The 23212-nt window shown below is 73.1% G+C and carries 27 protein-coding genes; 10 read left to right on the forward strand and 17 right to left on the reverse strand.

From position 1 onward, the window contains the following. Positions 1-6: 6 nt before the first annotated feature. Positions 7-816 carry a hypothetical protein gene (locus tag Q0858_RS12510; protein ID WP_299054801.1) on the reverse strand — a complete coding sequence of 270 codons (810 nt, stop codon included), beginning with the start codon at positions 814-816 and terminating at the stop codon, positions 7-9. Beyond that, on the reverse strand, positions 813-1373 hold the full coding sequence (locus Q0858_RS12515) for an RNA polymerase sigma factor (protein WP_299054804.1): 561 nt from the start codon (positions 1371-1373) through the stop codon (positions 813-815). Before Q0858_RS12515 ends, Q0858_RS12510 begins: the two co-directional genes overlap by 4 nt. Before the next feature lie 91 nt (positions 1374-1464). On the opposite strand from Q0858_RS12515, the gene Q0858_RS12520 reads away from it, so the two are divergent. Together Q0858_RS12520 and Q0858_RS12525 are read left to right on the forward strand one after the other, a co-directional pair. After that, positions 1465-1932, forward strand: coding sequence for a GNAT family N-acetyltransferase (locus Q0858_RS12520; RefSeq protein ID WP_299054806.1), 468 nt, complete (start codon positions 1465-1467; stop codon positions 1930-1932). Further along, a complete protein-coding gene (locus Q0858_RS12525; RefSeq protein ID WP_299054811.1) occupies positions 1929-2849 on the forward strand; it encodes an aminoglycoside phosphotransferase family protein in 921 nt (306 codons plus the stop codon). The genes Q0858_RS12520 and Q0858_RS12525 overlap by 4 nt, the downstream gene beginning before the upstream one ends. 399 nt (positions 2850-3248) lie before the next feature. On the opposite strand, the gene Q0858_RS12530 is transcribed toward Q0858_RS12525, so the two are convergent. Beyond that, positions 3249-4562, reverse strand: a complete 1314-nt coding sequence (locus Q0858_RS12530; protein ID WP_299054814.1) for an HNH endonuclease signature motif containing protein — start codon at positions 4560-4562, stop codon at positions 3249-3251. A gap of 100 nt (positions 4563-4662) precedes the next feature. Next, on the reverse strand, positions 4663-6021 hold the full coding sequence (locus Q0858_RS12535; RefSeq protein WP_299054816.1) for an MFS transporter: 1359 nt from the start codon (positions 6019-6021) through the stop codon (positions 4663-4665). Positions 6022-6519: 498 nt separating this feature from the next. Here Q0858_RS12535 and Q0858_RS12540 point away from each other — a divergent pair, with 498 nt between their 5' ends. From Q0858_RS12540 to Q0858_RS12550, 3 genes are all read left to right on the forward strand, one after another. Continuing rightward, positions 6520-6696 (forward strand): hypothetical protein, encoded by a 177-nt coding sequence (locus Q0858_RS12540; protein ID WP_299054819.1) that lies wholly within the window; start codon positions 6520-6522, stop codon positions 6694-6696. 100 nt (positions 6697-6796) lie between these two features. After that, on the forward strand, positions 6797-7321 hold the full coding sequence (locus tag Q0858_RS12545; RefSeq protein ID WP_299054821.1) for a GNAT family N-acetyltransferase: 525 nt from the start codon (positions 6797-6799) through the stop codon (positions 7319-7321). Between the two features lie 65 nt (positions 7322-7386). Further along, positions 7387-7779: a hypothetical protein gene (locus Q0858_RS12550; protein WP_299054824.1), complete on the forward strand. Its 393-nt coding sequence runs from the start codon at positions 7387-7389 to the stop codon at positions 7777-7779. Between the two features lie 82 nt (positions 7780-7861). On the opposite strand, the gene Q0858_RS12555 is transcribed toward Q0858_RS12550, so the two are convergent. Together Q0858_RS12555 and Q0858_RS12560 are read right to left on the reverse strand one after the other, a co-directional pair. Further along, positions 7862-8275 (reverse strand): type II toxin-antitoxin system VapC family toxin, encoded by a 414-nt coding sequence (locus Q0858_RS12555; protein ID WP_299054827.1) that lies wholly within the window; start codon positions 8273-8275, stop codon positions 7862-7864. Continuing rightward, positions 8259-8513: a prevent-host-death protein gene (locus tag Q0858_RS12560; RefSeq protein ID WP_299054830.1), complete on the reverse strand. Its 255-nt coding sequence runs from the start codon at positions 8511-8513 to the stop codon at positions 8259-8261. Before Q0858_RS12560 ends, Q0858_RS12555 begins: the two co-directional genes overlap by 17 nt. A 107-nt stretch (positions 8514-8620) precedes the next feature. Between Q0858_RS12560 and Q0858_RS12565 the strand changes: the two genes are divergently transcribed. Beyond that, a complete protein-coding gene (locus Q0858_RS12565) occupies positions 8621-9319 on the forward strand; it encodes a VOC family protein (protein ID WP_299054832.1) in 699 nt (232 codons plus the stop codon). Between the two features lie 22 nt (positions 9320-9341). On the opposite strand, the gene Q0858_RS12570 is transcribed toward Q0858_RS12565, so the two are convergent. From Q0858_RS12570 to Q0858_RS12610, 9 genes are all read right to left on the reverse strand, one after another. Next, on the reverse strand, positions 9342-10271 hold the full coding sequence (locus Q0858_RS12570) for a class I SAM-dependent methyltransferase (protein ID WP_299054837.1): 930 nt from the start codon (positions 10269-10271) through the stop codon (positions 9342-9344). A gap of 131 nt (positions 10272-10402) precedes the next feature. Beyond that, positions 10403-11044, reverse strand: a complete 642-nt coding sequence (locus Q0858_RS12575) for a GntR family transcriptional regulator (RefSeq protein ID WP_299054839.1) — start codon at positions 11042-11044, stop codon at positions 10403-10405. Positions 11045-11083: 39 nt separating this feature from the next. After that, positions 11084-12739: an ABC transporter ATP-binding protein gene (locus Q0858_RS12580; protein WP_299054842.1), complete on the reverse strand. Its 1656-nt coding sequence runs from the start codon at positions 12737-12739 to the stop codon at positions 11084-11086. Next, positions 12723-14558 carry a gamma-glutamyltransferase gene (locus Q0858_RS12585; RefSeq protein WP_366916014.1) on the reverse strand — a complete coding sequence of 612 codons (1836 nt, stop codon included), beginning with the start codon at positions 14556-14558 and terminating at the stop codon, positions 12723-12725. Before Q0858_RS12585 ends, Q0858_RS12580 begins: the two co-directional genes overlap by 17 nt. A 19-nt stretch (positions 14559-14577) precedes the next feature. Further along, positions 14578-15498, reverse strand: coding sequence for an ABC transporter permease (locus tag Q0858_RS12590; RefSeq protein ID WP_299054844.1), 921 nt, complete (start codon positions 15496-15498; stop codon positions 14578-14580). Beyond that, positions 15495-16451 (reverse strand): ABC transporter permease, encoded by a 957-nt coding sequence (locus tag Q0858_RS12595; RefSeq protein WP_299054847.1) that lies wholly within the window; start codon positions 16449-16451, stop codon positions 15495-15497. Before Q0858_RS12595 ends, Q0858_RS12590 begins: the two co-directional genes overlap by 4 nt. Then, positions 16451-18133 carry an ABC transporter substrate-binding protein gene (locus tag Q0858_RS12600; protein ID WP_299054849.1) on the reverse strand — a complete coding sequence of 561 codons (1683 nt, stop codon included), beginning with the start codon at positions 18131-18133 and terminating at the stop codon, positions 16451-16453. The genes Q0858_RS12595 and Q0858_RS12600 overlap by 1 nt, the downstream gene beginning before the upstream one ends. Positions 18134-18310: 177 nt before the next feature. Next, positions 18311-18745: a hypothetical protein gene (locus tag Q0858_RS12605; RefSeq protein ID WP_299054851.1), complete on the reverse strand. Its 435-nt coding sequence runs from the start codon at positions 18743-18745 to the stop codon at positions 18311-18313. Positions 18746-18755: 10 nt separating this feature from the next. After that, on the reverse strand, positions 18756-19028 hold the full coding sequence (locus tag Q0858_RS12610; protein WP_299054854.1) for a hypothetical protein: 273 nt from the start codon (positions 19026-19028) through the stop codon (positions 18756-18758). 63 nt (positions 19029-19091) lie between these two features. Between Q0858_RS12610 and Q0858_RS12615 the strand changes: the two genes are divergently transcribed. Then, positions 19092-19550 carry a VanZ family protein gene (locus Q0858_RS12615; protein ID WP_299054857.1) on the forward strand — a complete coding sequence of 153 codons (459 nt, stop codon included), beginning with the start codon at positions 19092-19094 and terminating at the stop codon, positions 19548-19550. A gap of 55 nt (positions 19551-19605) precedes the next feature. Then, the gene (locus tag Q0858_RS12620; protein WP_299054859.1) at positions 19606-20949 is read left to right on the forward strand and encodes a haloacid dehalogenase-like hydrolase; all 1344 of its coding nucleotides are present in this window, start codon (positions 19606-19608) and stop codon (positions 20947-20949) included. 172 nt (positions 20950-21121) lie between these two features. On the opposite strand, the gene Q0858_RS12625 is transcribed toward Q0858_RS12620, so the two are convergent. Beyond that, positions 21122-21598, reverse strand: coding sequence for a hypothetical protein (locus Q0858_RS12625; protein WP_299054861.1), 477 nt, complete (start codon positions 21596-21598; stop codon positions 21122-21124). Then, complete coding sequence (locus tag Q0858_RS12630) at positions 21589-22137, reverse strand: RNA polymerase sigma factor (protein ID WP_299054863.1); 549 nt, start codon at positions 22135-22137, stop codon at positions 21589-21591. The genes Q0858_RS12625 and Q0858_RS12630 overlap by 10 nt, the downstream gene beginning before the upstream one ends. A 200-nt stretch (positions 22138-22337) precedes the next feature. On the opposite strand from Q0858_RS12630, the gene Q0858_RS12635 reads away from it, so the two are divergent. Together Q0858_RS12635 and Q0858_RS12640 are read left to right on the forward strand one after the other, a co-directional pair. Continuing rightward, on the forward strand, positions 22338-22802 hold the full coding sequence (locus Q0858_RS12635) for an Asp23/Gls24 family envelope stress response protein (RefSeq protein ID WP_299054865.1): 465 nt from the start codon (positions 22338-22340) through the stop codon (positions 22800-22802). After that, positions 22792-23112 carry a hypothetical protein gene (locus tag Q0858_RS12640; protein WP_299054867.1) on the forward strand — a complete coding sequence of 107 codons (321 nt, stop codon included), beginning with the start codon at positions 22792-22794 and terminating at the stop codon, positions 23110-23112. Before Q0858_RS12635 ends, Q0858_RS12640 begins: the two co-directional genes overlap by 11 nt. Positions 23113-23212: the final 100 nt, after the last annotated feature.

The following is a 23212-nucleotide window of genomic DNA, read 5'->3' on the forward strand; positions in this document are numbered from 1 at the left end:
CCCCGGTCAGCACCCGTGGTTGGCCTGGAGACAGGTGTCTCGCACCGACCACGTCAGCTCGTACGTCTCCGCGGTGTCGCCGTACGCCACGTCGACCTCGATCGGGTCCAGGTCGAAGACGCTGCCTCCGCCGTTCAGGACCCCGCCGGTCACGGTGTACTCCATCTCCCACCAGGTGCGGCCCGCGTCGTCCGTGACGGTCGCGGCCGGCTCCCGGTGGCCGTCGGGGAAGCCGTAGAGGATCTCGGCGTCGGTGACGCCGTCCGGCAGCAGGCCGCCCGCCACGTACGTCGAGGTCCGTGCCCTCGGGAAGAGCGAGCTGACGCCGTACGCGGCCTGGTCGTCGGGCGTGTCCAGGGCGCGCGGCCGGTGGACCGTGGGTCGGCCGCCATGGGTGCTGCACAGCGTCCACCGGTCGTCGGTGACGTAGAAGGTGGTCGCGCCGGTCTCGGACAGCGTGGTGACGACCGGCTCGGCGCCGCGGAGGACGCCCTCGACCTCCCGCTCGCAGGCCGGGTCGGGTGGGCCCGTCGGGTCCGCCGAGCGGGGGCTCGGCTCCTGCGAGGGTGGGGAGGACGACTCCTGCGCCGCCGGCCCGACCGGCGTGGCCGGGTCGTCGGGGAGGGCGACGGCGGCCCCGACCCCGACCACGGCGAGGACGGCCGCCGCCGCGGCGGCGGGGACGACCCAGCGGCGCGGCGGGCGGTCGGGGGCCTCGTCGAGGCCGGCGACGACGCGTGCCCGGAGCCGGGCGCGGGTGGCGTCGTCCAGCGGCGCGACAGCGGGCGGGGCAGGGAGGTCGTGGCGGTCGGTCATGCGGAGGGTCCTTCCGGGGCGAGGGTGGAGAGACGGCGCCGGGCGCGTGAGAGGCGCGACCTGACGGTGCCGACGGGGACGTCGAGGGCCGTGGCGGCCTGCTCGTAGGTCAGGCCGGTCCAGGCGACGAGCGCGACGACGTCCCACTCCCGCTGCGGTAGCCGGGCCAGGGCGTCGAGGACCTCGCGCACCCGTTGCTCGGTCCCCACGCGATCGGTCACGGCGTCGGCGTGGTCCGGGTGCGCGAGGTCGGGGGAGAGACGTCCCACCGCGCGCAGGTGGCGACGGCGTCCGCGGGCGAGGTTGCGGCACACGTTGGTGGCGACGCCGTACAGCCACGGCAGCGCCGAGCCGTCGTGCTCGCGCACCCGGTGCCGGTGTCGCCAGACCTCGAGGAACGTCTGCGCGGTCGCGTCCTCGGCGTCCGAGCGGTCGCCCAGCAGGCGGTGGCAGTGCACGTGGATGCGGTCGGCGTACCGGTCGAAGAGCGCGGCCACGGCGTCCGGGTCGCCGGCGCGCAGTCGCGTGACGAGCGCGGACTCCGATGCGATCGCCATGGTCTCCTCCGCGGGGCTCATACCCTGACATGTCCGCTCGGGCGACGAGGTTCCCGCAGCGCCCGAGGTCGGGTGGTGCCATCGTGGGGGCATGTCCGGCCCTCGCGAGCGTCCGCTGCGGCTGGCGAGGCTCGAGGACGCCACGCAGCTCGTCCGTCTCTGGTCGACGTTGTTCGACCCCGACGAGGACGCCGGGGGAGCGGCCTGGGTGGCTCACGCCCACGCCTGGTTCGCCGGGGTCGTCGACGACCCCACCGCACGCTTCCCGGTCGTGGAGGACGGAGGTGAGGTCGTCGCGACGGCGATCGGGACCCTCGAGGTGGGTGTGCCCAACCCGATGTGCCCCCGAGGGCGCACCGTGCAGCTCAAGAACGTCGTCACCCGCCCTGAGCTGCGCGGTCACGGCCACGGCACGGCCCTGGTGCGCGACGTCGTGGACTGGGCACGGTCCGTCGACGCCGACCGGGTGGACCTGAGCGCCACCCCGGAGGGACGCGGGATCTACGAGAAGGCGGGCTTCGTCCTGACCTCCGCGCCGCGGATGAAGCTCGTCCTGTGAGGGAGGACGAGGGCCGGGTCCCGGACATCGAGGTGGTGGCCCAGCTGCTCCGCGAGCAGGCCCCGCACCTGGCCGACCTGCCGCTCCGCGAGACCGAGGCGTCCGGGAGCAGCAACTGGGTGTTCCGCCTCGGTGAGCACCTCGCCGTCCGCCTGCCCCGGTCGGACGACTACGTCACCGACCTGGAGAACGAGGTCCGCTGGCTGCCCGAGCTCGCGCCCCACCTGAGCGTCGCCGTCCCGGAGGTCGTCGCCGACGGTGCGCCGAGCGCGGTGTTCCCGCGGCCCTGGGCGGTCGTCTCCTGGGTGCCCGGCGACCTCCCGCTGACCCTGGCCGGGGCGCAGCAGGAGCGCCTCGCCGAGTCCCTGGGTGGGTTCGTCCGGAGCCTCCACGCCGTCGGCACGGCCGACGTACCGGCGGGGCCCGACCGGTGGGGCTACCGCTGCGGCGAGCCGGTCACCGACACCATCGACCAGTGGGCCGAGCACGCCGCGACCGAGCTGTCGGACGTCCTCGACGCTGCCGCCGTCCGCGAGGCGTGGCGGCGCCTGCGCGAGGTCCCACCGGCGACCGCACCGGCGTGCTGGGTGCACACGGACCTGTCCGAGGAGAACCTCCTCGTCGGGCCCGACGGGGGACTGGCCGGAGTGATCGACTTCGGCGGCGTCGGGGTGGGGGACCGGTCGGTGGACCTGCTCTACGCGTGGAGCCTGTTCGACGCCACCGCCCGCGAGACGTTCCGGGGCGCGTCCGGGGTCGACGCCGCCACGTGGGCCCGCGCGCGGGCCTGGTCCTTCGTCGGCCCGGGTCTCCTCACGATCGTGGGCTACCGGCACACGATGCCCGCCCGGACGGCGCGCCTCACGACGATGGTCGAGACCGTCGCGGCAGAGGTGGGCGTCGCCCTGCGGCGGTGAGCGCGGCCGGGCCGCCGCCGGCGTGCTGGCGCGAGACTCCGACACCGCCGAGGTCCTCCTGCAGCTCTGCGAGGCGACGATGCAATCTGGAGTCTCCTGGGCGGTCCTGGGCGTGTGACCGTGCCAGCACGCACTCGGCACCCGGGTGAGACGTCGGGGGTCGCTCTCGGCGTCCTCGCGAACACGTCAACAGGGAGTGATCGGTGCGCCCAGGTTCAGGGCCGGAGACGCTCGAGGTCCATGCAGGCTGGGTAGCCAGGGCACGCCGCGACTCGTCATCTCGAGGGAGCTGTTCGACCAGCACGACGTCCGGCCCCACCGTCGGCCAGGTGGGTGACGGCGCGGGGTGTGAGCGCGGAGGATCGCAGCGCGTGACGCGCTGAGATCCGTCCTGTCGGTTTAGGGCCTGAGGTGGAAGGTGGCTTCGCCGTCGGCCCAGCGTGTCTCGTAACGGGGGTCGTGGACGCGGCGGTGGTGGTGGGGACAGAGCAGGGCGACGTCGTCGAGGCGGGTGGTCCCGCCTTTGGCCCACGCCTTGAGGTGGTGGCCGTCGCACCAGGCCGCGGGCACGGTGCAGCCTCGGGCTTGGCAGTGGTGGTGGGCGATCTCGGCGGCGCGGCGCAGGGCGCCCTCGATGAGGCGTCGGGTGCGGCCGGCGTCGAGGATGACGGACTTCCCGGACAGCACGTAGGGGTAGACGCGGGCGTTGCACAGCAGGCGGCGGGCTTGTTCGTAGGTGATGTCGACGCCGGTGGTGGTGCTGACGGGCGCCGCGAACCCGGCGTCGACGAGGTCTCGACGCAGTGCTTCTTCGTCGATGAGGACGGCGACGGACACGGCGGTGCCGTGACGGTGGGGGAGGTCGGTGGTGTCGAGGTTCTCCAGCAGGGTGCAGAACGCTTGGCCGCGTCGTTCGGGGCCGGTGAGGTGCTGGCCGTCGTCCGCCGTCTGGTTGTCCCCGTGGTTGGTGGGGCGTGACGGGTTGCCGATCGCGTCGAGGAGCATGTCGAGGATCGAGGCGTGCAGCGCGGGGATGTCCGCGGTCACCCGGACCAGGCCCTCGCCGATGGGCTTCGCACTCAGCTTGGTGCGGCGCCAGGCCTCGCGTTCGGCGCGGGCGAGGCGTTCGGCCTCGATGCGGTCGGCGACGTCGGGGGCGACGGTCTCGAGGATGCGGCGGCCGAGGTGGGTGACCTCGGTGGGGGTGAACGCGGTGCAGTAGCCGACCAGCATCTCCTCCGCGGCGGCCATGGTGGTCTCGTCGACCAGGTCCGGGGGTAGCGCGTCGAGGCAGTCGACGACCGCGCGGGCGTGGTCGAGCGAGGCGTGGCCGTCGAGCATCGCCGCGGCCAGGACCCGGCGACGTTCGACGCGGGCGGCGAGGCGGGCCTCCCCACCCACGCGACGGCTGTTGAGGTGGAGGCGGTGGGCGAGCCAGTCCGCGGGGGTCCGGGCGCCGGTGATCGAGGCGACCCCGTCGGGTCGGTCGACCGCGGTCAGGGTCGAGAGCTTGAGCGCGGCGAGGCGGGACTCGCACTGCGCCAGCCCGACCAGCAACAGGCCCTGGTCGGTGGCGTCCAACCAGCCCGGGTCGGTGCCCGCCGCCAGGGCGGCGGACGCCGTGTCGAGGGCGGCCTCGATGGTCGCGACCGCGGACAGCAGCGGGTGGGAGCCCTGTTCCCACCCCGCCTCACGCGTCGTCTCGCTGACCATGCGTCGAACATACGTGCGACCACCGACATCGACGGGCGTTGTCGGGCGTCATCCACAGGCCCCGAAGATCACGAATCGGTTACGGTCCCCGACCGGCCGGTCAGGCCGCGCACGGCGCGTCGTCCACGGACTCGGTGTCCTCCGGGTCCTCCGGGTCCTCCGCGCCGTCGCGCAGCGGATGCGCGAGCTCGTCGGCGGGCAGCCTCGCCCAGACGACGGCCACGACCGCGGCGAGGACCGGGACGGTGCCCGCAGCGACGAAGGTGGCGCGCAGCCCGACGAGCTCCGAGATCGGGCCGGCCAGCGCCATCGAGACGGGCATCAGGCTGAGGCTGACGAAGAAGTCGAGCGAGGCCACGCGTCCGAGCAGGTGGGACGGGACGCGACGTTGGAGCAGCGTGCCCCAGATGACCGTCGGGGCCGAGAAGAGCGCACCGAGCAGGAACCCGGCGACGACGACCTGCCACACCGCGGTCGCGAACACCATGGCGCCGAGGGGGAGGGCAGCCAGGCCCCACGTCACGTTCATCACGGTGAGGTAGCGCCGCGGCATGGGCAGCGACCCCATGACGAGCGAGCCGACGGCACCGCCGATGCCGAACGAGCCGAGCACCATGGCGTGGGCGCCCGGTCCGCCGCCGAGACCATCCTTGAGCAGGAACGGCACGAGCACCTCGAGCGGGCCCATCATCATCAGCACCATCACCGACGCGAGGAGCAACGTGGCCAGGAGCCACGGCGTACGCCGCATGTAGGCGAAGCCCTCACGAACGTCGGCGACGGCCGTCGCGAGCGGTCCGCGACCGTCGCCGGACGAGGACGACGCCTGGCGACGCACGGGCGTGCGGGGGACCAGGGTCAGGGCCAGCAGTCCTCCGAGCGCGGCGAGTGCGGCCACGCCGATCGCAGCGGCCGGAGCGGCGGCCGCAACCACCGCGCCGGCGACCGCCGGGCCCAGCGCCTGGCCGATGGTCGGCCGGACCATCCCCTCGAAGCCGTTCACGGCCATCAGGTCCTCGGCGGGCACCAGCGCGGGCAGCCAGGCTGAGTAGGCCGGGTAGTAGAAGGCCATGCCCATGCCCGTGACGAAGGAGACTCCCATGAGCGCCACCACGCTCCCGACGTCCAGCGCGGACAGGCTCGCGACCGTGACCATCCCCGCCAGCTCCACCGAGGCGACGGCGAGGAGGATCGTCTTCTGCGGCACCCGGTCCGCGACGACGCCGCCGACAAGCGCCGGCAGCAGCACGCCGACCGCGCTGGCCGTGGTCACGAGCGACAGCTGGGCGGGCCCGCCGCCGAGTCGGATGACCTCCCAGACGAGCCCGACGATCCACACACCGGACGCGAAGCTGCTCAGCACGAGCGCCACGGCCAGTCGTCGGTAGCCGGCATGGCGGAACGGCGTGAGCGCGCGGGGGAGCCGGCGCTGCGTCGTACTGGGGGTGTCGACGGTCATGACGCCTTCCTTCCGGGTGGGGTCGATGGACGGGCCGACCGACGGCCGGGCTCGAACTCATCGGACGGACCCCATCCGACGACCTCAGGTGCACTCGAGGTCAAGGACGACGACGAGGACATCCGGCGAGCTCCCGTGGCAGCCTGGACCAGTGACATCGACCCGGCGTGGGGGAGCGGCCCAACGGGGACGACGGCACGAGGACGGGTCACCCGCCTCCTGGGCTCGATGGCGGCCCACGACGACACCGAGGACGCACACCTGGGGGGGCGCGCCGGTGGGTGCAGTCCGGTGCCGACCTGTACCGAGTGGTCTCGTCACCGGTCGAGCCCCGACAGCACCTCGTGTCCTCCTTCCTGGTGGTCGACACCGCACACCGGCTGGTGCTGCTGGGGGACCATGTCACGTCCGGTCTCTGGCTGCCGTCCGGCGGCCACGTCGACGGCACCGTTCTTCCTCACGGTCACCGAGACGGTGGGCGACGATCCCCATCGCGACGTGAGCCTCTGGTACGTCCACGAGAGCAGCCACCTCGACGGGCTCACGCTCGACCCGCGCGAGTACGCCGAGATCCGGTGGTGGGCGCTCGACGAGCTCCGTCGAGCCGACCCGATCGCCCTCGACCCTCATCTGGGCCGGATGCTCGACAAGCTCGACGCCGGCCCATGGTCCTGACCCAACTCCCGGCTGAGCTCCCGACGACCGACCCGATGGCATTCGCCCTCTGAGGTCGTGCCCACGCGAGCGGGCGACCTGTCGTGGAAGGATGCTCGTTATGTCAGGTGGCGGACAGGTCGCCCTCGAGACGAAGCGCCTGCTGCTGAGGCCGTGGCGGGTGGACGAGGCCTCCGTCCAGCGGGAGATGTGGATCGAACGCGATCCCCGCGTACCGCCTCACCGCCGCATCGACGCGGACGGACACCCCACGATCGACGAGCTCGAGCAGGCGATCCGCGCGGAGGAGCCGTCGTCGGTCGGCCTGCTGGCCATGGAACGGAAGGGTGTCGGCGACACGATCGGTTACTGCGGCCTGGTCGCCGCTGGTCAGGGTGCGCAGGGTGTGGGCGGACCGGAGCTGGCCTTCGAGCTCCTGCGTCGGTCCTGGGGACAGGGCTACGCCACCGAGGCGTCGTGGGCGGTGCTGGACTGGGCGAGGTCATCCGGGCACGAGCAGCTGTGGGCCTCCGTCTGGGAGTGGAACACCGCATCTCGCCGCGTGCTGACGAAGGTGGGATTCACCGAGACGGCCCGCGAGGAAGCGATGTACGGGACCAACCTGGTCATGACGAGACAGCTCTGATCCGTCTGGTTCACCAATCACGCGCCACGACACCTGGGGCAGAGATTCGTCCATACGCTGTCACCGTGGGGGAGACACAGCCGACTGTGAGCCGGAGCCGGTCGTGGGTGGGTCTCGTCACCCTCTACCTGGTCTGGTACGTCCTGTGCGCCGCCCTCTTGGCCACGATCGGCAGGGAGTCCTCCGTGCCACCCACCTGGCGTGACCCCGACATCCCGGCGGGCGCCGAAGTCGTCTCGGTCGGTGAGGAATGCGGCAACGGCGGGTGCTGGGGAGCGATCAAGATCCGACCGGCGGACGGTCAGAGCGTTCGAGACCTTGCTGGTGAGATGGGTCTCGGCCCCGACAGCTCGCTGTCGTACGGATGGCGGCCAACGAACCCGGCGAGCGTGTCAGTCTTCCTGCCCTACGGACACCGAGGCGAACGCGGGCTCCTCACGGTAGGGGTGTCGTACTAGCCGGTGGCCTGGTTGTCAGCCGTTCAAGGCGGGCCGCGAGAGAAATCGTAGTGACATAATGTCACTTATCGGCGATAAGGTATCAGACCGCGATGATGGTCAGGACACCCTCGAGGCCGACGAAGTCGTCGGCGTTCCTCGTGACCAGCGGCAAGCCGTTTGCCAGGGCGATCGCGGCGATCTGCAGGTCCGCGAGTCGGCGCCGCGGCGTACGGCCCGCAGCCACGACGGCGGCGTAGACCAGTCCGTAGGCACGGGCGGCCTCGGCGTCGAACGGCATCGGGTCGAAGGTGGCCTCGACGCGTTGCAGACGGTCCTGACGGCGAGCACGCTCGAGCGGGTCGGTCGTCGCGGCCGGACCGGCGACGAGCTCGGCCAGGGTCACGACGCAGATGCCCACGGACGCCGGCAGGAGCTCGGGATCGACGTCGGGCAGATCGATGACGACCGACGTGTCGAGCAGGCCCGCCGACACGCGTTCAGGCACGAGGCTCATGCCCCTGGTCGAGGAAGGCGTCGACGTCCTCCCGCAGCCGACCGGCGTCGAGCCGCGGCGCCCGTTCGAAGACTGCGGTGACCAGGCCGGCATCCACCAGTCGGTCGCGACGCAGCGGTCGCAGCTCGCCGATCGGTTGACCGTTGCGGCTGATCACGAAGCTCCGTCCTTCGTCCAGCGCACGCATGATGCGGCCGTTGTCGTTGCGCAGCTCGCGCTGGCTGATCGACTCGGTCACGACGACAGTGTAGCACTTGGTGCTACACGTGGGTCCTGACGTGTCTCCTCCCGCCCGGACCGCCGACGTACAGACAGCACGCTCGGGAGTGGCTAGCGTCGCCGGGCATGGACATGCTGAGTCGTGAACAGATCGCCAAGGCCGGGCTCACGCACTGGGTCAAGCTCGCGCAGGGCCTGCACGCGCGATTCCTCACCGACGACTTCGCCGCGGGCGCCCGCTTCGTGGCGGCGGTCGGTGAGGCCGGTGACGTCCTGGGCCGCTACCCCCAGGTGACGATGGGCGTCGCCCACGTCGACCTCAAGCTGGTGACCGACGACGCGATCTACCGCGACGACGACGGCACCGAGCACATCGTCCAATGGGTGACGCAGCTCGACGTCGACACAGCCCGCCGGATCAGCGACATCGCGGCCGACCACCACCTCGCGGCGGACACCGAGTCCGTCGCCGTGGTCGAGCTCGGCCTGGACACGGCACGACCCTCCACGGTCGCGCCGGTCTGGGCGATGCTCCTCGCCGGGGAGCCCGAGGCCCAGGGCCGAGGGACGCCGGGCGACGAGGTCCGCGACGCCACCGGTCGTACGCCGAACCTGTGGTTCGACGAGGCCGACGACACCAGTGGCTCGCGCCAGCGGATCCACGTCGAGGTCTACGTGAGCGCCCGGGAGGCCGAGCGGCGCCTCGCCGCGGCGGTCGCCGCCGGCGCGGTGGTCGTCGACGACAGCCAGGCGCCCGGCCTCACCGTCGTCGCCGACCAGGACGGCAACCGCGGCGTCGTCTGCGTGGCGGCGGCGCCGGGCTGAGCAGCCCGACTCCCCTGGCCCCTCAGCGGCGCCGGACCAGCCGGCGTACCTCTCCCCTGGCCCTCGACGCCACCGCGCGGGCCCGTCGTACGACGGCGCTCCGCGGCGACCGTCCCGCGGACGTCGCCGCGGACGTCGACGCGGACGGCGATGCGGACGTCGATGCGGACGGCGACGGCTTCGGACGCTGCGGCGGGCGGGCGTACAGCGCGCGGGACTTGTCGAACGCCTCGACCACCCGCGGGCTGTAGTGCTCGCTCAGCAGGCCACGCAGCAGGTCGTGCTGCTCGTCGCCCATGCGGCGCAGCGTCGTCCACGGCATCCAGAACGCCTCGACGGCCGCGTCCTCCAGTCGGTCCGTCCCGAGCGTCAGGTCCAGCGAAAAGAGGTTGCCGCGACGCGCCTGGTAGCGGGTGCGGTGGCTCTCGGGGAACTGGTCGAAGAGGTACTTCGGGCCGACGCCGGGTGCGGTCGGCTGGGTCTTGTAGAGGATCAGGTCGTGGTGGAACAGGAACATCGGTCCGGACATCCGGGTCCGCAGGAACAGCGTGTCGAGCAACGGCCACGGGTGCTGGTGGCTCCCGTCGACGAACCCCATCTCGAACGTCTCGTCCCACGACGGCACCTGCTCGCTCGTCGCGGGTGACCGCAGGTCGATCCGCACCCGGTCGCCCGTGTAGATCTGCTCGGCCAGGAAGCCGGTCGCCTTCGAGTCGTCGCGGTAGTAGCGGTCGTTGAGGTCGACGCTGACCAGGTGCTCTCCCCCGTTGTCGTGCAGCATGTGGGCGATCAGCCCGGTCGAGAGCCCCGACGACGTGCCGACCTCGATGAACGACCGGGGCCGGTGTCGCTCGATCTCCCGCAGCATCACCTTGCCCTCGGACTTCGCGATGGGGCCCGCGGTCCTGATGACGTACTGGTCGTGGAGACGGGCGACGTCGTCGGGATTCATGGGCGGAGACGCTAGCGCAGGACGACGGTCCGACGAGGGACCTCGATCAGCGGCCCTCGGGCTGCACCCGGGGGTGCCGGCGGAGGACGTCGGCGCTCCTCCACGTGCCCCGAGCAGGCCCGAAGCGGGCCTCAGGACGGCGCGTGACGCAGCAGGTAGCCGTCGAGCGAGGCCTGCACGTGCTCGCCCATCAGGCGGGCGGCGAGGTCCGGGTCGCCGGCCGCGACGGCGTCCGCGATGGCGGCGTGCTCGGACCACGAGTGCGGTCCGCGCACGCCGACGTCCATCGCGTAGAGCCACTCGATCTTCGCCGCGACCTGGCGGAACAGCGAGACCAGCACGGTGCTGCCGCTGAGGTCCGCGACCGTGGCGTGGAAGGAGGTGTTGAGCGCGGCCACCTCGTCCGGGCTGTCGCGCAGGGCAGCGCTGCCCATGGCGACGAGGTCGCGCAGGTGCTCCGTCCTGCCCGGCAGGTCGCCGTCCCGCACCCGGGTCGCCGCACGCCGGGCCGTGGTCTCCTCCAGCGTCGTCCGGACGGCGAACAGGTCGGCGGCCTCGTCCGGCCCGAAGCGGACGACGCGCACCCCGGCGTACGGGCGGGACACCACGAAGCCTTCGGCCTCGAGGTGGCGCAGCGCCTCCCGCACCGGGACGCGCGAGACCCCGAAGTCCCGGCACAGCCCCGCCTCGGTGAGGCGGGTGTCCGGCGGGTAGGAGCCGTCCACGATCCCGGCGCGCAGCCGCGCGACGACCGTGTCGGCGAGCTTGCTCACCTCTCCCCCGGCCCGCTCAGCCGACTCGGTGGCGTCGGCTCACGAGAAGAACCCGGCGCCGGGGATCGCGTCCAGCAGGTCGCGGGTGTAGTCCTCGGCGGGCGAGGCGAACACGGCGTCCACGGTGCCGTGCTCCACGACGCGGCCGTTCCGCATCACCACCACGTCCCGGGCGAGCTGGCGCACCACCGCGAGGTCGTGGGTGATGAAGAGGAACGAGATCCCCAGGTCGCGCTGCAGGTCCTCGAGCAGCGTCATGACCTGGTCCTGGACGAGGACGTCGAGCGCCGAGACTGCCTCGTCGCAGACCATCAGCCGGGGGTCCAGCGCGAGGGCGCGGGCGATCGCGACCCGCTGCCGCTGACCGCCGGACAGCTCACCGGGGAACCGCTGGCCCACCGACGCCGGCAGCGCCACCTGCTCCAGCAGGTCGGTGACCCGCGCGCGCCGCGACCTCTTGTCGCCCACCCCGAACACGCGGAGCGGCTCGTCGACGATGCGCTCGACGGTGAAGGTCGGGTCGAGCGAGGCGTACGGGTCCTGGAAGACCGGCTGCATCGCCCGGCGTACGGCGCGCCGTGCGGCCCCGCGGGCCGTCCGGACGACCTCGCCGTCCAGGCGGACCTCCCCCGAGGTGGGTTCCTCGAGCCCCAGCACCATCCGCGCGACGGTCGTCTTGCCGGACCCCGACTCCCCCACCACCGCCGTCGTCGTGCCGGCCTGCAGGGAGAAGGAGACGTGGTCGACGGCCACCAGCGGCTCGCGGCGGCCGCGCACCCGGTAGGTCCGCACGAGGTCGTCCACCTCGAGCAACGGCCGGGCCGACGCGTCCGGGCCGGCGGACCGCTCCGTCACCGACACCCCGCCGGCCGCGACGACCTTCGAGGCGTTGACGGACGGCGCGGCGGCGACGAGCCGGCGGGTGTACTCGTGCTGCGGGTCGCGGAGGATCGCCTCCGCGGGGCCCGTCTCGACGACGTGACCCTTCGACATGACGACGATCCGGTCCGCGCGGTCGGCCGCCAGCCCGAGGTCGTGGGTGACCATGAGCAGCGACGCCCCGCGGGAGGCGCGCAGCGTCTCGAGGTGGTCGAGGATCCGGCGCTGGACGGTGACGTCGAGCGCCGAGGTCGGCTCGTCGGCGATCAGCAGCGCGGGCTCGCAGGCCAGCGCCATCGCGATCAGCACCCGCTGGCGCATGCCGCCGGAGAACTCGTGCGGGAACTGCCGGTAGCGGCGCTCGGGCTGCTCGATGCCCGCCTCCACCAGCAGCTCGATCGCCCGATCCCTCGCGGCGCGGCCCTTCGCCAGCCCGTGCGCGACCAGCGTCTCCGCGACCTGGGCGCCCACCCGGGTGGCGGGGTTGAGGTTCGACATCGGGTCCTGCGGCACCAGGCCGACCTCGCGGCCGCGCAGTCGTCGCAGGCGGGACTCGGGGGCGTGGGTGACGTCCTCGCCCGCGAACCGGATGCTGCCGGCGGTGACGCGTCCGCGGCCGGGAAGCAGCGCCAGGACGGCGGCCGCGGTCGTCGACTTGCCCGAGCCGGACTCCCCCACCACCGCGACGCGCTCGCCGGTGCCGACGGTGAGGTCGACGCCGTGCAGCACCGGCACGTCGCCGTACGAGACCTCGAGGCCGGTGACCTCGAGCAGGGGCCCTGCCCCCGTCGTCCCCACCTCAGCGTCCGACGGCATAGCCCTGCGCTCCCCTCGGGTTGGCGGCGGCCCCGAGCAGCCCCGTGCCGGGGTCGCGGGTGACGGCGGAGAGCCGGCCGAGGGCCCAGTCGCCGGCGCGGGTCACGACGTGGCCGCGGGCCTCGAGCCCGGCGATGACCTCGTCGCCGAGCCGGTCCTCGACGACCGCGCCACCGGGGGTCCACTCCCGCGGCCAGAACGACCCGGCCATGGACGTGGTGTGCAGCGTGGGGGCGTCGATCGCCTGCTGCGGGGTCCACCCGCCGACGATCGTGCGCAGCAGGTACGACAGCTGCCACTGGTCCTGCTGGTCGCCGCCGGGGGTGCCCAGCGCGGAGACACCGACGCCGTCGCGCAGCAGCAGGGTCGGGGTCAGCGTCGTCCGCGGGCGGCGCCCGGGCCGCAGCGCGGACGGCGACGCAGGGTCGAGCCAGGTCATCTGGAGCCGTGTGCCGAGGCAGAACCCCAGCTCGGGGATGGTCGGCGAGGACTGCAGCCACCCGCCCGAGGGCGTGGCGGACACGAGGTTGCCCCAGCGGTCGACGACGTCGAGGTGGCAGGTGTCGCCGCGGGTCGAGCCAGCGACGGTGACCGTCGGCTCCCCCGCCCCGGCGGCCGCACCGGCCGCACCGGGACCACCGGTGGCCACCAGCGCCGGGAGGTAGGGCTCGCGGCCCTCGACCGTGCCCGGTCGGATCTCGTGCGAGGCCCGCTCGCCGATCAGCGCGCGGCGCTCCTCGGCGTACGCCGACGACAGCAGCACCTCGAGCGGCACCGGCGGCTCGTCGCCGGCGGGGTCCGGGTCGCCGTACCAGGCGTCGCGGTCGGCGAGCGCGAGCTTGAGGGCCTCCAGCACCCGGTGGGCACCGGCCTCGGTCGACGGGTCGACCTCCTCGGGCGCGAAGCCCTCGAGGATCGCCAGGGTCTGCAGCAGCACCGGGCCCTGGCCCCACGGACCGGTCTTGGCCACGGTGACGCCGTGGAAGTCCAGCGTCGTCGCCGGCTCGTACGTCGCCTGCCACGACGCCATGTCCGCGGCGGTGAGGACGCCGGCGTGGTCGGTGCCCGAGGAGTGGCGGTGCTCCGTGCGCAGGAACCCCTCGACCTCCTGGGCGACGAAGCCGGAGCGCCACTCCCCCAGGACGGCGTCGATCCGCGCCTCGCGGGTCTCCCCCGCGCCCGCGTCGAGCAGCCGGCGCAGGGTGCGCGCCCACACGGGCATCGGCAGGACGGCGCCGACGGCCGGGCTCTCCCCGCCGGGCAGCCACAGCTCCGCCGAGGTGGGCCAGTGGTCGGTGAAGAGGTCGAGGACCCCGGCGATGGTCGAGGCCACGCGGGGGCCGATCGGGACGCCGGCCTCGGCGTAGCCGATGGCGGGCTCGAGGACGTCGGCGAGCTCCCAGGTTCCGTGGTCGCGCAGCAGGGTGAGCCAGGCGTCGACCGCGCCGGGGACGGCGGCCGCGAGCGCCCCGGCGCCGGGGACGAGGTCGAGGCCCTCGCCGCGGTAGTGCTCGATCGTGGCGGCCGCGGGCGCGGGTCCCTGGCCGACCAGGACCTGCGGCGCCGGGTCGTCGGCCCGGGCGAACAGCGCCGTCACGTCGCCGCCGGGACCGTTGAGGTGCGGCTCGGCGACGTGCAGCACGAACGCCCCGGCGACCGCCGCGTCGAAGGCGTTGCCGCCGCGCTCGAGCACGGACTGCGCGGTGGTGCTGGCCAGCCAGTGCGTCGAGGCGCACATGCCGAACCGGCCGACGAGGTCGGGCCGGGTCAGCTCGGTGGGCGGGTCGGGGAAGGTGGTCACGGTGGCCTTTCCGGTCACGGGCGGGGTCGTCGGCGGGTCAGCGGCGGGACGTCGGGTCCAGCGCGTCGCGCAGGGCGTCGCCGAAGAGGTTGAACCCCAGGCAGATCACCGCGATGGCGACGCCCGGGAAGATCGCGGCGGACGGCGCCCGGAAGATGTACTGCTGGGCGTCGGACAGCATGATCCCGAGGCTCGGCGTGGGCGGCTGGATGCCCAGTCCGAGGAACGACAGGATCGCCTCCCCGATGACGGCCACGGGCATGATCACGGTCGCCTGCACGATGATCGTCGACGCCGTGTTGGGCAGCACGTGCTGCACCAGGATCCGCGGTGCCGACGCGTCGAGGCTCCTCGCGGCGGTGACGAACTCCAGCTCCTTGACGCGGATCGTCTCCGCGCGCACGACCCGCACCATCGTCGGGACCTGCGAGATGCCGAGCGCCACCGCGGCCCCGGTGAGGCTCGCGCCGTTGATGGCCGCCAGGCCGACGGCGAGCACGAGGAACGGGAAGGCCAGCATCAGGTCGGTCAGCCGCGAGACCAGGGCGTCCAGCCAGCCCCACCACCCGGCCGCGAGGCCCAGCGGGGTGCCGACCGCGACGGCGAGCCCGACGGCGATGAGCCCGACGACGAGCGACGCGCGGGCGCCGTACGCGATGCGGCTCCACACGTCGCGCCCGAGGTCGTCGGTGCCGAGCGGGTAGCCGACGGTCAGGGGCTTCTGGAAGGGCAGGTCGAAGTCGACCTGCGTCGGGGAGTAGCCCGTGATGAGCGGCGCGAGCAGCGCCACCAGCACGACGAGCAGCAGCAGCCCGCCGCCGACGAGGCCGAGCGGGTTGCGCACCAGCTCGCGCACGACGCGTCCGCGGCGCGAGCCGAGGCCGGACGCGCCGTCCTTCGGCGTCTCCGGGGGCGGGGGCGGTCCGCCGACGGGCGGGTCGACCGGGGTGGACGTCATGCCTGGCTCCCTCCGACGCGGATCCGTGGGTTGATGACCGAGTAGAGGACGTCGACGGCGAGGTTGATCACGACGTACGCCGCGGTCACGACGACGACGACGGCCTGGATGACCGGGTAGTCGCGGGTGAAGACGGAGTCGAGGGTCAGCTTCCCGAAGCCGGGCAGGCCGAAGATCCGTTCGGTGACCACGGCGCCCGAGATGAGCCCTCCGAGCTGGAGGCCCACGATCGTGACGACGACGATCAGCGAGTTGCGCAGCGCGAACCGGGTGAGGACCTTGCCGCGCGGCATGCCCTTCGCGCGGGCGGTGCGGACGTAGTCGGTCGACAGCGCCGTGATCATCGAGGCGCGCGTCTGGCGCATCACGACCGCGGCCAGCGCCGTGCCGAGGACGACGGACGGCAGGACGAGGTGGTAGGCCCAGCGCAGCGGGTCCTCGCGCAGTGGCACGAACCCCGAGGCGGGGAACCAGCCGAGGCCGACCGCCAGGTAGAGGATCGCGAGGATGCCGAGCCAGAAGCTCGGGACCGACAGGGCGACGAGGGTGAAGCCGTTGGCCAGCCACTCCGGCCAGCGTCCGCGGTACACGGCCGCCGCCACCCCGGCGCCGATGCCGACGACGATCGCGACGAGCAGCGCACCCAGCGACAGCCACAGCGTGACGGGCAGGGTCGCGGCCAGCAGCTCGGTCACCGGCTGTCCGGTCCGCACCGACGTCCCCAGGTCACCGCGTACCAGCTGGCCGAGGAACGCGAGGTACTGCTGGGGCAGCGGGTCGTCGAGCCCGAGGTCGGCGCGGATCGCCGCGAGCGTCTCGGGCGTCGCCTCCTCGCCGGCGAGCGCGCGGGCCGGGTCGCCGGGCAGCGCTCGCACGCCGAGGAAGACCACGATCGACGACAGCACCAGGGTGACGACGGACTGCAGGGCCCGGATCCCGAGGTAGCGACCCATCATTCCCCCTCGCCCGCGGCGTCGGCCACGTCGTCGGGGTCGGCGAGGTACGCCGCCCGGCCGAGCCGCACCACGCCGTCGGCGTACGTCGAGATGTTGGTGACCTCCCGCGAGTACGCCGTGAGGCTGGTGACCCGGTAGAGGTAGACGATCGGCAGGTCCTCGCGGAGCACGTCGATCGCCTCGCCGTACGTGCGGGCCCGACGGGCGGTGCCCTCCTCCTGCGCGGCGCGGGTCATCAGCTCGTCGACCTGCGGGTCGGAGTAGCCGGCGACGTTGTCGGGCTGCTCGGAGACGACGAAGCCGAACAGGTTGCCGTGGGGGTCGATGCGCCCCGACCAGCCGAGCTGGAGGGCCTCGAAGTCGCCGCGGTCCTGCTGGTCGAGCAGCGTGGAGTACTCGACGGGCGCGATCTCGATGTCGAAGCCGCCCTCGCGGACCATCGCCTGCAGCGCCTGCGCCAGCCGCAGCGTGTCGGGGGTGTTGCTCACCGTCATCTCGATCTCGACGGGGGTCTCGACGCCGGCCTCCTCCAGCAGCCGCAGCGACTCCTCGGGGTCGTGCTCGGGACAGGCGTTGCTGGCGTCGGTCGCGTACGGCGTGTCCGGCGAGATCGCCGAGCAGGCCGGGGTCGCCTCGTTGTTGAACACCGAGTTCACCAGCGCCTCGCGGTCGATGCTGAGCTCGAACGCCTGCCGCAGCCGGGGGTCCTGCGCGAGCGGCGTGTCGATCTCCCCCGGCGGCTGGCCGACCCCGTCGGTGTTGCCGAGGTTGAAGGTGACGCCCTGGTAGCCGAGCGAGCCGACCTGCAGCGTGCCAAGGCTGTCGTCGCGGCGCAGGTAGGAGATGTCCTGCGGCGAGACGGTGTCGATGACCTGGACCTCGCCGGCGCGGAGGTTGGCCGCGCGGATATTGGCGTCGGTGATGATCCGGTAGGTGATCTCGTCGAGCATCACCTCGTCCGCGTCGTAGTAGAGCGGGTCCTTCTCGACCGTGATGGACGTCTGCGGCACCCGTTCGACGAACGTGAAGGGCCCGACGCACACCGGGGACTGGCCGAAGTCGTCGCCGAGCTCGTCGAGCGCGGCGGGCGACATGATCATCCCGGCGCGGTCGGCCAGCGAGGCGGTGATGGGCGCGAACGGCTCGTCGTACGACAGGACGACCGTGCGGTCGTCGGGGGTGCTGATGTCCGTGACCGGGCCCATCTCGCCGCTGCGGGCGGAGTCGTCCTTGGTCAGGTGCCGCTCGAGGGTCTGCTGGACGGCGGCGGCGTCGAAGTCCTCGCCGTCGGCGAACCGGATGCCGTCACGCAACGGGATCTCGACCTCCCTGCCACCACGACGCACGGTGGGCAGGTCGGCGGCCAGCTGCGGGACGATCTCGTTGTCCGCGTCGATGTCGTAGAGCTTCTCGCAGATCGTGTTCATGACGTAGCGGGTGTAGAGCGAGCTGGACGTCGTCGGGTCGAGGACGTCGGGCTCGGCGGACAGGCCCATCGCCAGCTCGCCGCCCTGCTGGAGCTCCGCGCCGTCGGCGAGCACGTCGGTAACGTCGGGACGGTCCTCCACGGCCTGGCGGGGCTGCACCGGGGAGCACCCGGCGACGAGCAGCGTCGCGGCGAGGGCGGCGGCCAGGAGGCTCGGGGCCGGTCCTCGCGCGCGCCGGTTCCGCAGGTCCATCTGGTCACCTCGTCCGAGTCAGGGGTGCCGGCTGGCGGTTGTATACATTCCGACCCTGCCCCAGGACGCCCTCCAGGTCAACAGGTGACCCGCCCCGCCCGCTCCCGCGCGACCCGCACGACGCTGGTCTGACGTGCGGTTGCTCGCACGGGGAGGCCGGCGGAGAGCCGACGGACCTCAGCGCACGAACGGCACGACGGACTTGACCAGGCTCGACCGGGCGACGACCTCCGTGCCCGCGTGGGCGGTGACCGCGACGAAGGCGAGGCGCGCCGTACGGCGGTCGAGCACGCCGGAGGCTCGCACCTGCTGGCCCTCGCGAGCGACGCCCACGAACGTGGTCGCGGCGGCGTGGGTGACCGCGTGCTCGGCGGTCGTCAGCGCCGGGGCGAGCGCGAGGTACCCGGCGACCTCGAGGAGGACCGAGAGTGCGGCCGCGTGCGTGCCCCCGGCCCCGTTGCCGGCGAGGTCCCCGGGCTCCATGACGACCCCGCGCGACGGGTCCGCGTCGTCCAGCAGGCGGATGCCGAGCGCCGCCGGCAGCGGGAGACCGAGGGCGAGCGCGGCGCGGTCGCGCAGGGACCGGCCGGCGAGGAGGGGTGCCGTCGTCACGACGCCCGGTCTAGTCCTCCGAGGTGAACAGCGGGTGCGGCCCGAGACCGGTGCGACGCCGGAGCAGCGCGACCACCTGCTCGGCGACCTCCCGGGCCTGAGCCGTCGCGTCCCCGCGTCGGATCGAAGAGGGCGGCTGGTCGACGTGGAGACGCAGCGCCCCGGCCGAGAGACGGCCCCGGACCGCCGGCGTGGAGCCGCCGTAGGTGATCTGGACGGAACAGGTACGGATGTCGGCCCGCGACCACCACTCCTGGCCCTGGGGCGAGTCGAGCCGGCGCATCGGCGCACGCCGCCCGGCTGAGCCTCCTGAACCTCCGCTGCCCAGTGCGCCAGACTGGCGCGGGTGCTGCACCGCCACCCCTTCCTCGCACTGGTGATCGGCGCCTACCTGCTGTTCGTGGCGTGGTTGACGCTGACGCCCCAGCCGATCAGCCCCGACCAGGTCGAGCTGGTCGAGCGGGTGCTCGCGGCGATCCAGCGTCGCGGGTACGTCGAGTCGTTGACGTTGCCCGACGTGGAGTTCCTCGCGAACATCGGGCTCTTCGTGCCGATCGGGGTCTTCCTGCTGGTGCTCTTCGGCGCCAGCGGCTGGTGGGTCGCGCTGCTGGCGTGCGTGGCGCTGACCGTGGGCATCGAGTCGGCCCAGTTCGGCATCCCGGGTCGGTTCCCCGACGACCGCGACCTCGTCGCCAACAGCCTCGGGGGCGCGATCGGTGTGGGCGTCGCCCTGGTCCTGACGCTGCCGGCCACCCGCCGCCGGCGGCGGGTCAGGGAACGGTCCCGACGCGCCGCCGCGACGTGACCGCAGTCACAGGTTCCCGTGCGACGGTCGAGGACCACCGACTCGGGAGCACGCCATGCCGATCCGCCGCCACACCCTCGTCCCCACCCTCCTCGCCACGGCCGCGCTCGCCCTGGGCGCCCTCGCGCCGGCAGCGGCGTCCGCTCCCCCGGTCGCGTCCTCGGCCGGGACCTCCACCGCGGCGGCCCCCGACCCCGACTGTCCGCAGCTGCAGCTGAAGGACCGCTGGTACGGCGACAACGCCGAGCGGATCCAGCGGGTCATCGACCGCCGCGGCCGCTGCGGCTGGGCGGACGGCGAGGCCCCGGAGGCGACGCCGTACGCGGTGTTCGACTGGGACAACACGATGATCAAGAACGACATCTCTGACCAGACCCTGTTCTGGATGCTGCGCCACGACAAGCTCCTGCAGCCGCGGGGCGGGAACTGGCGCACCACCAGCCAGTACATGACCGACGACGGCGCCCGCGCCCTCCGCTGGGCGTGCGGCGACCTCGCCGCACCCGGTGAGCCGCTCCCGACGCGGTCGTCGGCGCCCCGCTCGGTGCGCTGCGCCGACGAGATCGTGTCGGTCCGCAAGGAGGAGACGACCACCGACGGCGAGAAGGTCTTCGCGGGCTACCACCACCGCCGGATGCAGGCGATGTACGCCTGGGTCGGGCAGGTGCTGCAGGGCTACACGCCCGAGCAGGTCCGCCGGATCGCGGCCAAGGCCCGCACCGCGGCGCTGGAGGCCCCGAAGGGCGCCACCCAGCGCGTCGGGTCGTCCCGCCAGACCGCGTGGATCCGCTACTACCCCACGATGCGCGACCTGGTCCGCACCCTGCACCGCGCCGGCATCGAGCCCTGGATCGTCTCGGCGTCCCCGAAGGAGTTCGCCGACGTGTGGGGCCCCGCCGTCGGCATCGACCCCGACCACACCATCGGCGTCTCCCAGCTCACGACCGACGGCCGGCTGAACGGCCACCTCGAGGGGTGCGGCGGCGTCCCCGACGGCGCCGACTCGGTCATGACGTACGTCGACGGCAAGCGGTGCTTCATCAACAAGCGGATCGCCGGCATCGACGGCCCCCGCGGTCTGCGCCCTGCGCCGTACCGGCTGCGCCCGGTGATCACCGGCGGCGACGCCACCACCGACGTCTCGATGCTCTCCGACGCCACCGGCGTCCGGATCACGCTGAACCGCAACGACGACGAGGTCATGTGCCGCGCCTACGACGACCCGGACGGCCGCTGGCTCGTGCAGCCGATGTTCATCGACCCGCTGCCCCGCAAGGAGGGCCGCTACCCCTGCTCGACGACGGGCGCCCTCGACGGCGACGGCGACGAGGTGCCCGTACGCCGCCCCGACGGCACCGTCGTGCCGGACCAGCGGGACACCGTCTTCGGCCGCGGCTGAGCACGCGACTGCAGGCCTCGGCTCAGGATCGTGACCGCGACCGGGCCGGGTGGGTAGTCCGTGACGGATCGCACCCGCCCGGCACCCCCGAGGGGTGCAGAACGTCACGGACTACCGGGGTGGGCGCGCGGCGCGGCGTGAGTTCCGCGCCGTGACGTAGACCGGGAGCCGCTCAGACCCGGCGGGGGTCCCCGTCGACGACGTCGACGACGGTCACGTCGACCGCCACCTGCTGGCCGGACGCCTTGCTCAGCGGCACGAGCTCGTCGAGCTCGCGCAGGACCCGGGCCCGGACCTCGTCGGCCGTCCGGACCAGGTCCACGCCGAAGGCCGCCACGAGGGACACACCGACCGAGACCAGGCGCTCCCCCTCCACCACGAAGGTCAGGTCGTCCGGGGTGTACGACGCCTCTTCGGTGAGCCCGACCCGCAGCAGGTCCGTCAGCACCCGCGTGGACACCACGGTCCGGGAGCCGTCCGGTCGCAGGTCGGCCAGCACCGGCTGCTCGTGGCGCCGCAGTGCCCGGGCACGTCGCATCACGTCGTCGGCGAGCACCGACCAGCCCGCGGGCTCGGTCTGCTGCGCCGCGGCCACGGCGCGTTCCAAGGGATCCACGACCGGCTCGGTTCCCTGTCCAGTCACCGCCATCGGGCCATCCTCTCCGCCAGTACTCGTCGTCCCCGATGCAGGTGTCCGCGCACGCTGCCCACGGGGATGGCCAGCGCCTCTCCGATCTCGGCGTACGACAGCCCCTCGACCTCCTTGAGGAGCCAGCAGGACCGCTGCAGCCACGGTAGTTCGTCCAGCGCCGCCTGCAACGCCTCGAGCAGCTCGCCGTCGAGCACGTCCTGCAGCGGGTTGTCGTTCGCGGGCCGGACGACGCGGGACAGCAGCTGGTCGTCGATGGGCACCGGACGCCGGTGTCGCTGCAGGTCGGCGGCCCGGCGGTGCACCATCCGGAACAGCCAGGTCCGCAGGCTCGAGCGGCCCTCGAAGGTCGGCAGGCTCTTCCACGCCGAGATCAGCGCCTCCTGGGTGACCTCGGCGCCGTCGTGGGTGCTGCCCCGCATCAGCCGCACCGCGTAGCGGTACATGCCGGGGCCGTGCCGGTCCACGATGACCCGGAACGCGGCCTCGTCCCGGAGCTTGGCCCGTCGTACCAGTGCGTCGTCCGTCGCGTCCTGCAACCCCCACGAGTCGTCGTCGGGAGTCTCAGAGCCAACCGCCATGGCCACGCAACAACGAGCGTCAATATTTTGTGCCCGCTGTCACAGACGGACCGCTGTGCCCGCGATCACACGAGAAAGTCCGTGACGTTTCACCGACTCGGTGCGACCAACTGTTGTCCGACCGAACGCCGGTCGTCATCACAGTGAAGGAGATCATCGTGAGCCAGAGCAGCACCGAGAAGACCACCACGCCGGCCACCACCGCCAAGGAGGGCCCGCTGGTCACCGAGCACGGCCGCACCACCATCGCGGACACCGTGGTCTCCAAGATCGCCGGCATCGCGACCCGCGAGGTCGCTGGTGTCTACAACCTCGGTGGCGGCACGGCCCGCGCGGTCGGCGCCCTCCGTGAGCGCATCCCCGGCTCCAGCACCAACCACTCGCAGGGCATCTCCGTCGAGGTCGGCGAGCGCGAGGCCGCCGTCGACGTGCAGCTGGTCGCCGAGTACGGCGTCTCCATCGCGGACCTGTCCGCGGGCGTGCGCCGCAACGTGATCAACGCCGTGGAGCGCATGACCGGGCTCGACGTGGTCGAGGTCAACATCACCGTCAACGACGTCCACCTGGACGACGGCTCCGACGACGACGACGTCAAGGACGAGGCTCCCGCCCGTGTCCAGTGACACCTCGCCCGCGACCGCGGGCGAGCCCACCCCCTCCGACCCGGCCGAGAGCCTGGCGGAGGAGGTGTTGGCCCTCCCCGGTGTGGCGGGCCTGCACGGCGGCCTCTTCGGTGAGGTCGCGACCTACCTGCCGGGACGACGCGTCACCGGCGTCCGCCTCGACGACGAGCGCACCGACGTCCACGTGAGCGTGGAGTGGGGCGCGAACGTCCACGAGGTCGTCGATGCCGTACGACGCACCGCCGAGGCCCGCTTCGGCGGACGTGTCGACGTGCACGTCGAGGACGTCGTCGGCCCGGCGTCGGCCTGAGCCCTGCCGGTGGCGGCGTTTCCCCTCGTCGCCACCGGCACCGGCCCGGGTCCGTCCCGGGCCCCCAGCCTCCGCGGCCCATCCGCCGCGACGAACCACT

This window comes from uncultured Nocardioides sp. (assembly GCF_947489365.1).
Lineage (GTDB): Bacteria > Actinomycetota > Actinomycetes > Propionibacteriales > Nocardioidaceae > Nocardioides.

Excerpts from the sequence above, each read along its gene's own strand:
- Q0858_RS12510 (WP_299054801.1), bottom strand. The coding sequence starts at position 816 with ATGACCGACCGCCACGACCTCCCTGCCCCGCCCGCTGTCGCGCCGCTG.
- Q0858_RS12515 (WP_299054804.1), bottom strand. The coding sequence starts at position 1,373 with ATGGCGATCGCATCGGAGTCCGCGCTCGTCACGCGACTGCGCGCCGGC.
- Q0858_RS12520 (WP_299054806.1), top strand. The coding sequence starts at position 1,465 with ATGTCCGGCCCTCGCGAGCGTCCGCTGCGGCTGGCGAGGCTCGAGGAC.
- Q0858_RS12530 (WP_299054814.1), bottom strand. The coding sequence starts at position 4,562 with ATGGTCAGCGAGACGACGCGTGAGGCGGGGTGGGAACAGGGCTCCCAC.
- Q0858_RS12535 (WP_299054816.1), bottom strand. The coding sequence starts at position 6,021 with ATGACCGTCGACACCCCCAGTACGACGCAGCGCCGGCTCCCCCGCGCG.
- Q0858_RS12545 (WP_299054821.1), top strand. The coding sequence starts at position 6,797 with ATGTCAGGTGGCGGACAGGTCGCCCTCGAGACGAAGCGCCTGCTGCTG.
- Q0858_RS12555 (WP_299054827.1), bottom strand. The coding sequence starts at position 8,275 with ATGAGCCTCGTGCCTGAACGCGTGTCGGCGGGCCTGCTCGACACGTCG.
- Q0858_RS12565 (WP_299054832.1), top strand. The coding sequence starts at position 8,621 with ATGGACATGCTGAGTCGTGAACAGATCGCCAAGGCCGGGCTCACGCAC.
- Q0858_RS12570 (WP_299054837.1), bottom strand. The coding sequence starts at position 10,271 with ATGAATCCCGACGACGTCGCCCGTCTCCACGACCAGTACGTCATCAGG.
- Q0858_RS12580 (WP_299054842.1), bottom strand. The coding sequence starts at position 12,739 with ATGCCGTCGGACGCTGAGGTGGGGACGACGGGGGCAGGGCCCCTGCTC.
- Q0858_RS12590 (WP_299054844.1), bottom strand. The coding sequence starts at position 15,498 with ATGACGTCCACCCCGGTCGACCCGCCCGTCGGCGGACCGCCCCCGCCC.
- Q0858_RS12595 (WP_299054847.1), bottom strand. The coding sequence starts at position 16,451 with ATGGGTCGCTACCTCGGGATCCGGGCCCTGCAGTCCGTCGTCACCCTG.
- Q0858_RS12600 (WP_299054849.1), bottom strand. The coding sequence starts at position 18,133 with ATGGACCTGCGGAACCGGCGCGCGCGAGGACCGGCCCCGAGCCTCCTG.
- Q0858_RS12610 (WP_299054854.1), bottom strand. The coding sequence starts at position 19,028 with ATGCGCCGGCTCGACTCGCCCCAGGGCCAGGAGTGGTGGTCGCGGGCC.
- Q0858_RS12620 (WP_299054859.1), top strand. The coding sequence starts at position 19,606 with ATGCCGATCCGCCGCCACACCCTCGTCCCCACCCTCCTCGCCACGGCC.
- Q0858_RS12625 (WP_299054861.1), bottom strand. The coding sequence starts at position 21,598 with ATGGCGGTGACTGGACAGGGAACCGAGCCGGTCGTGGATCCCTTGGAA.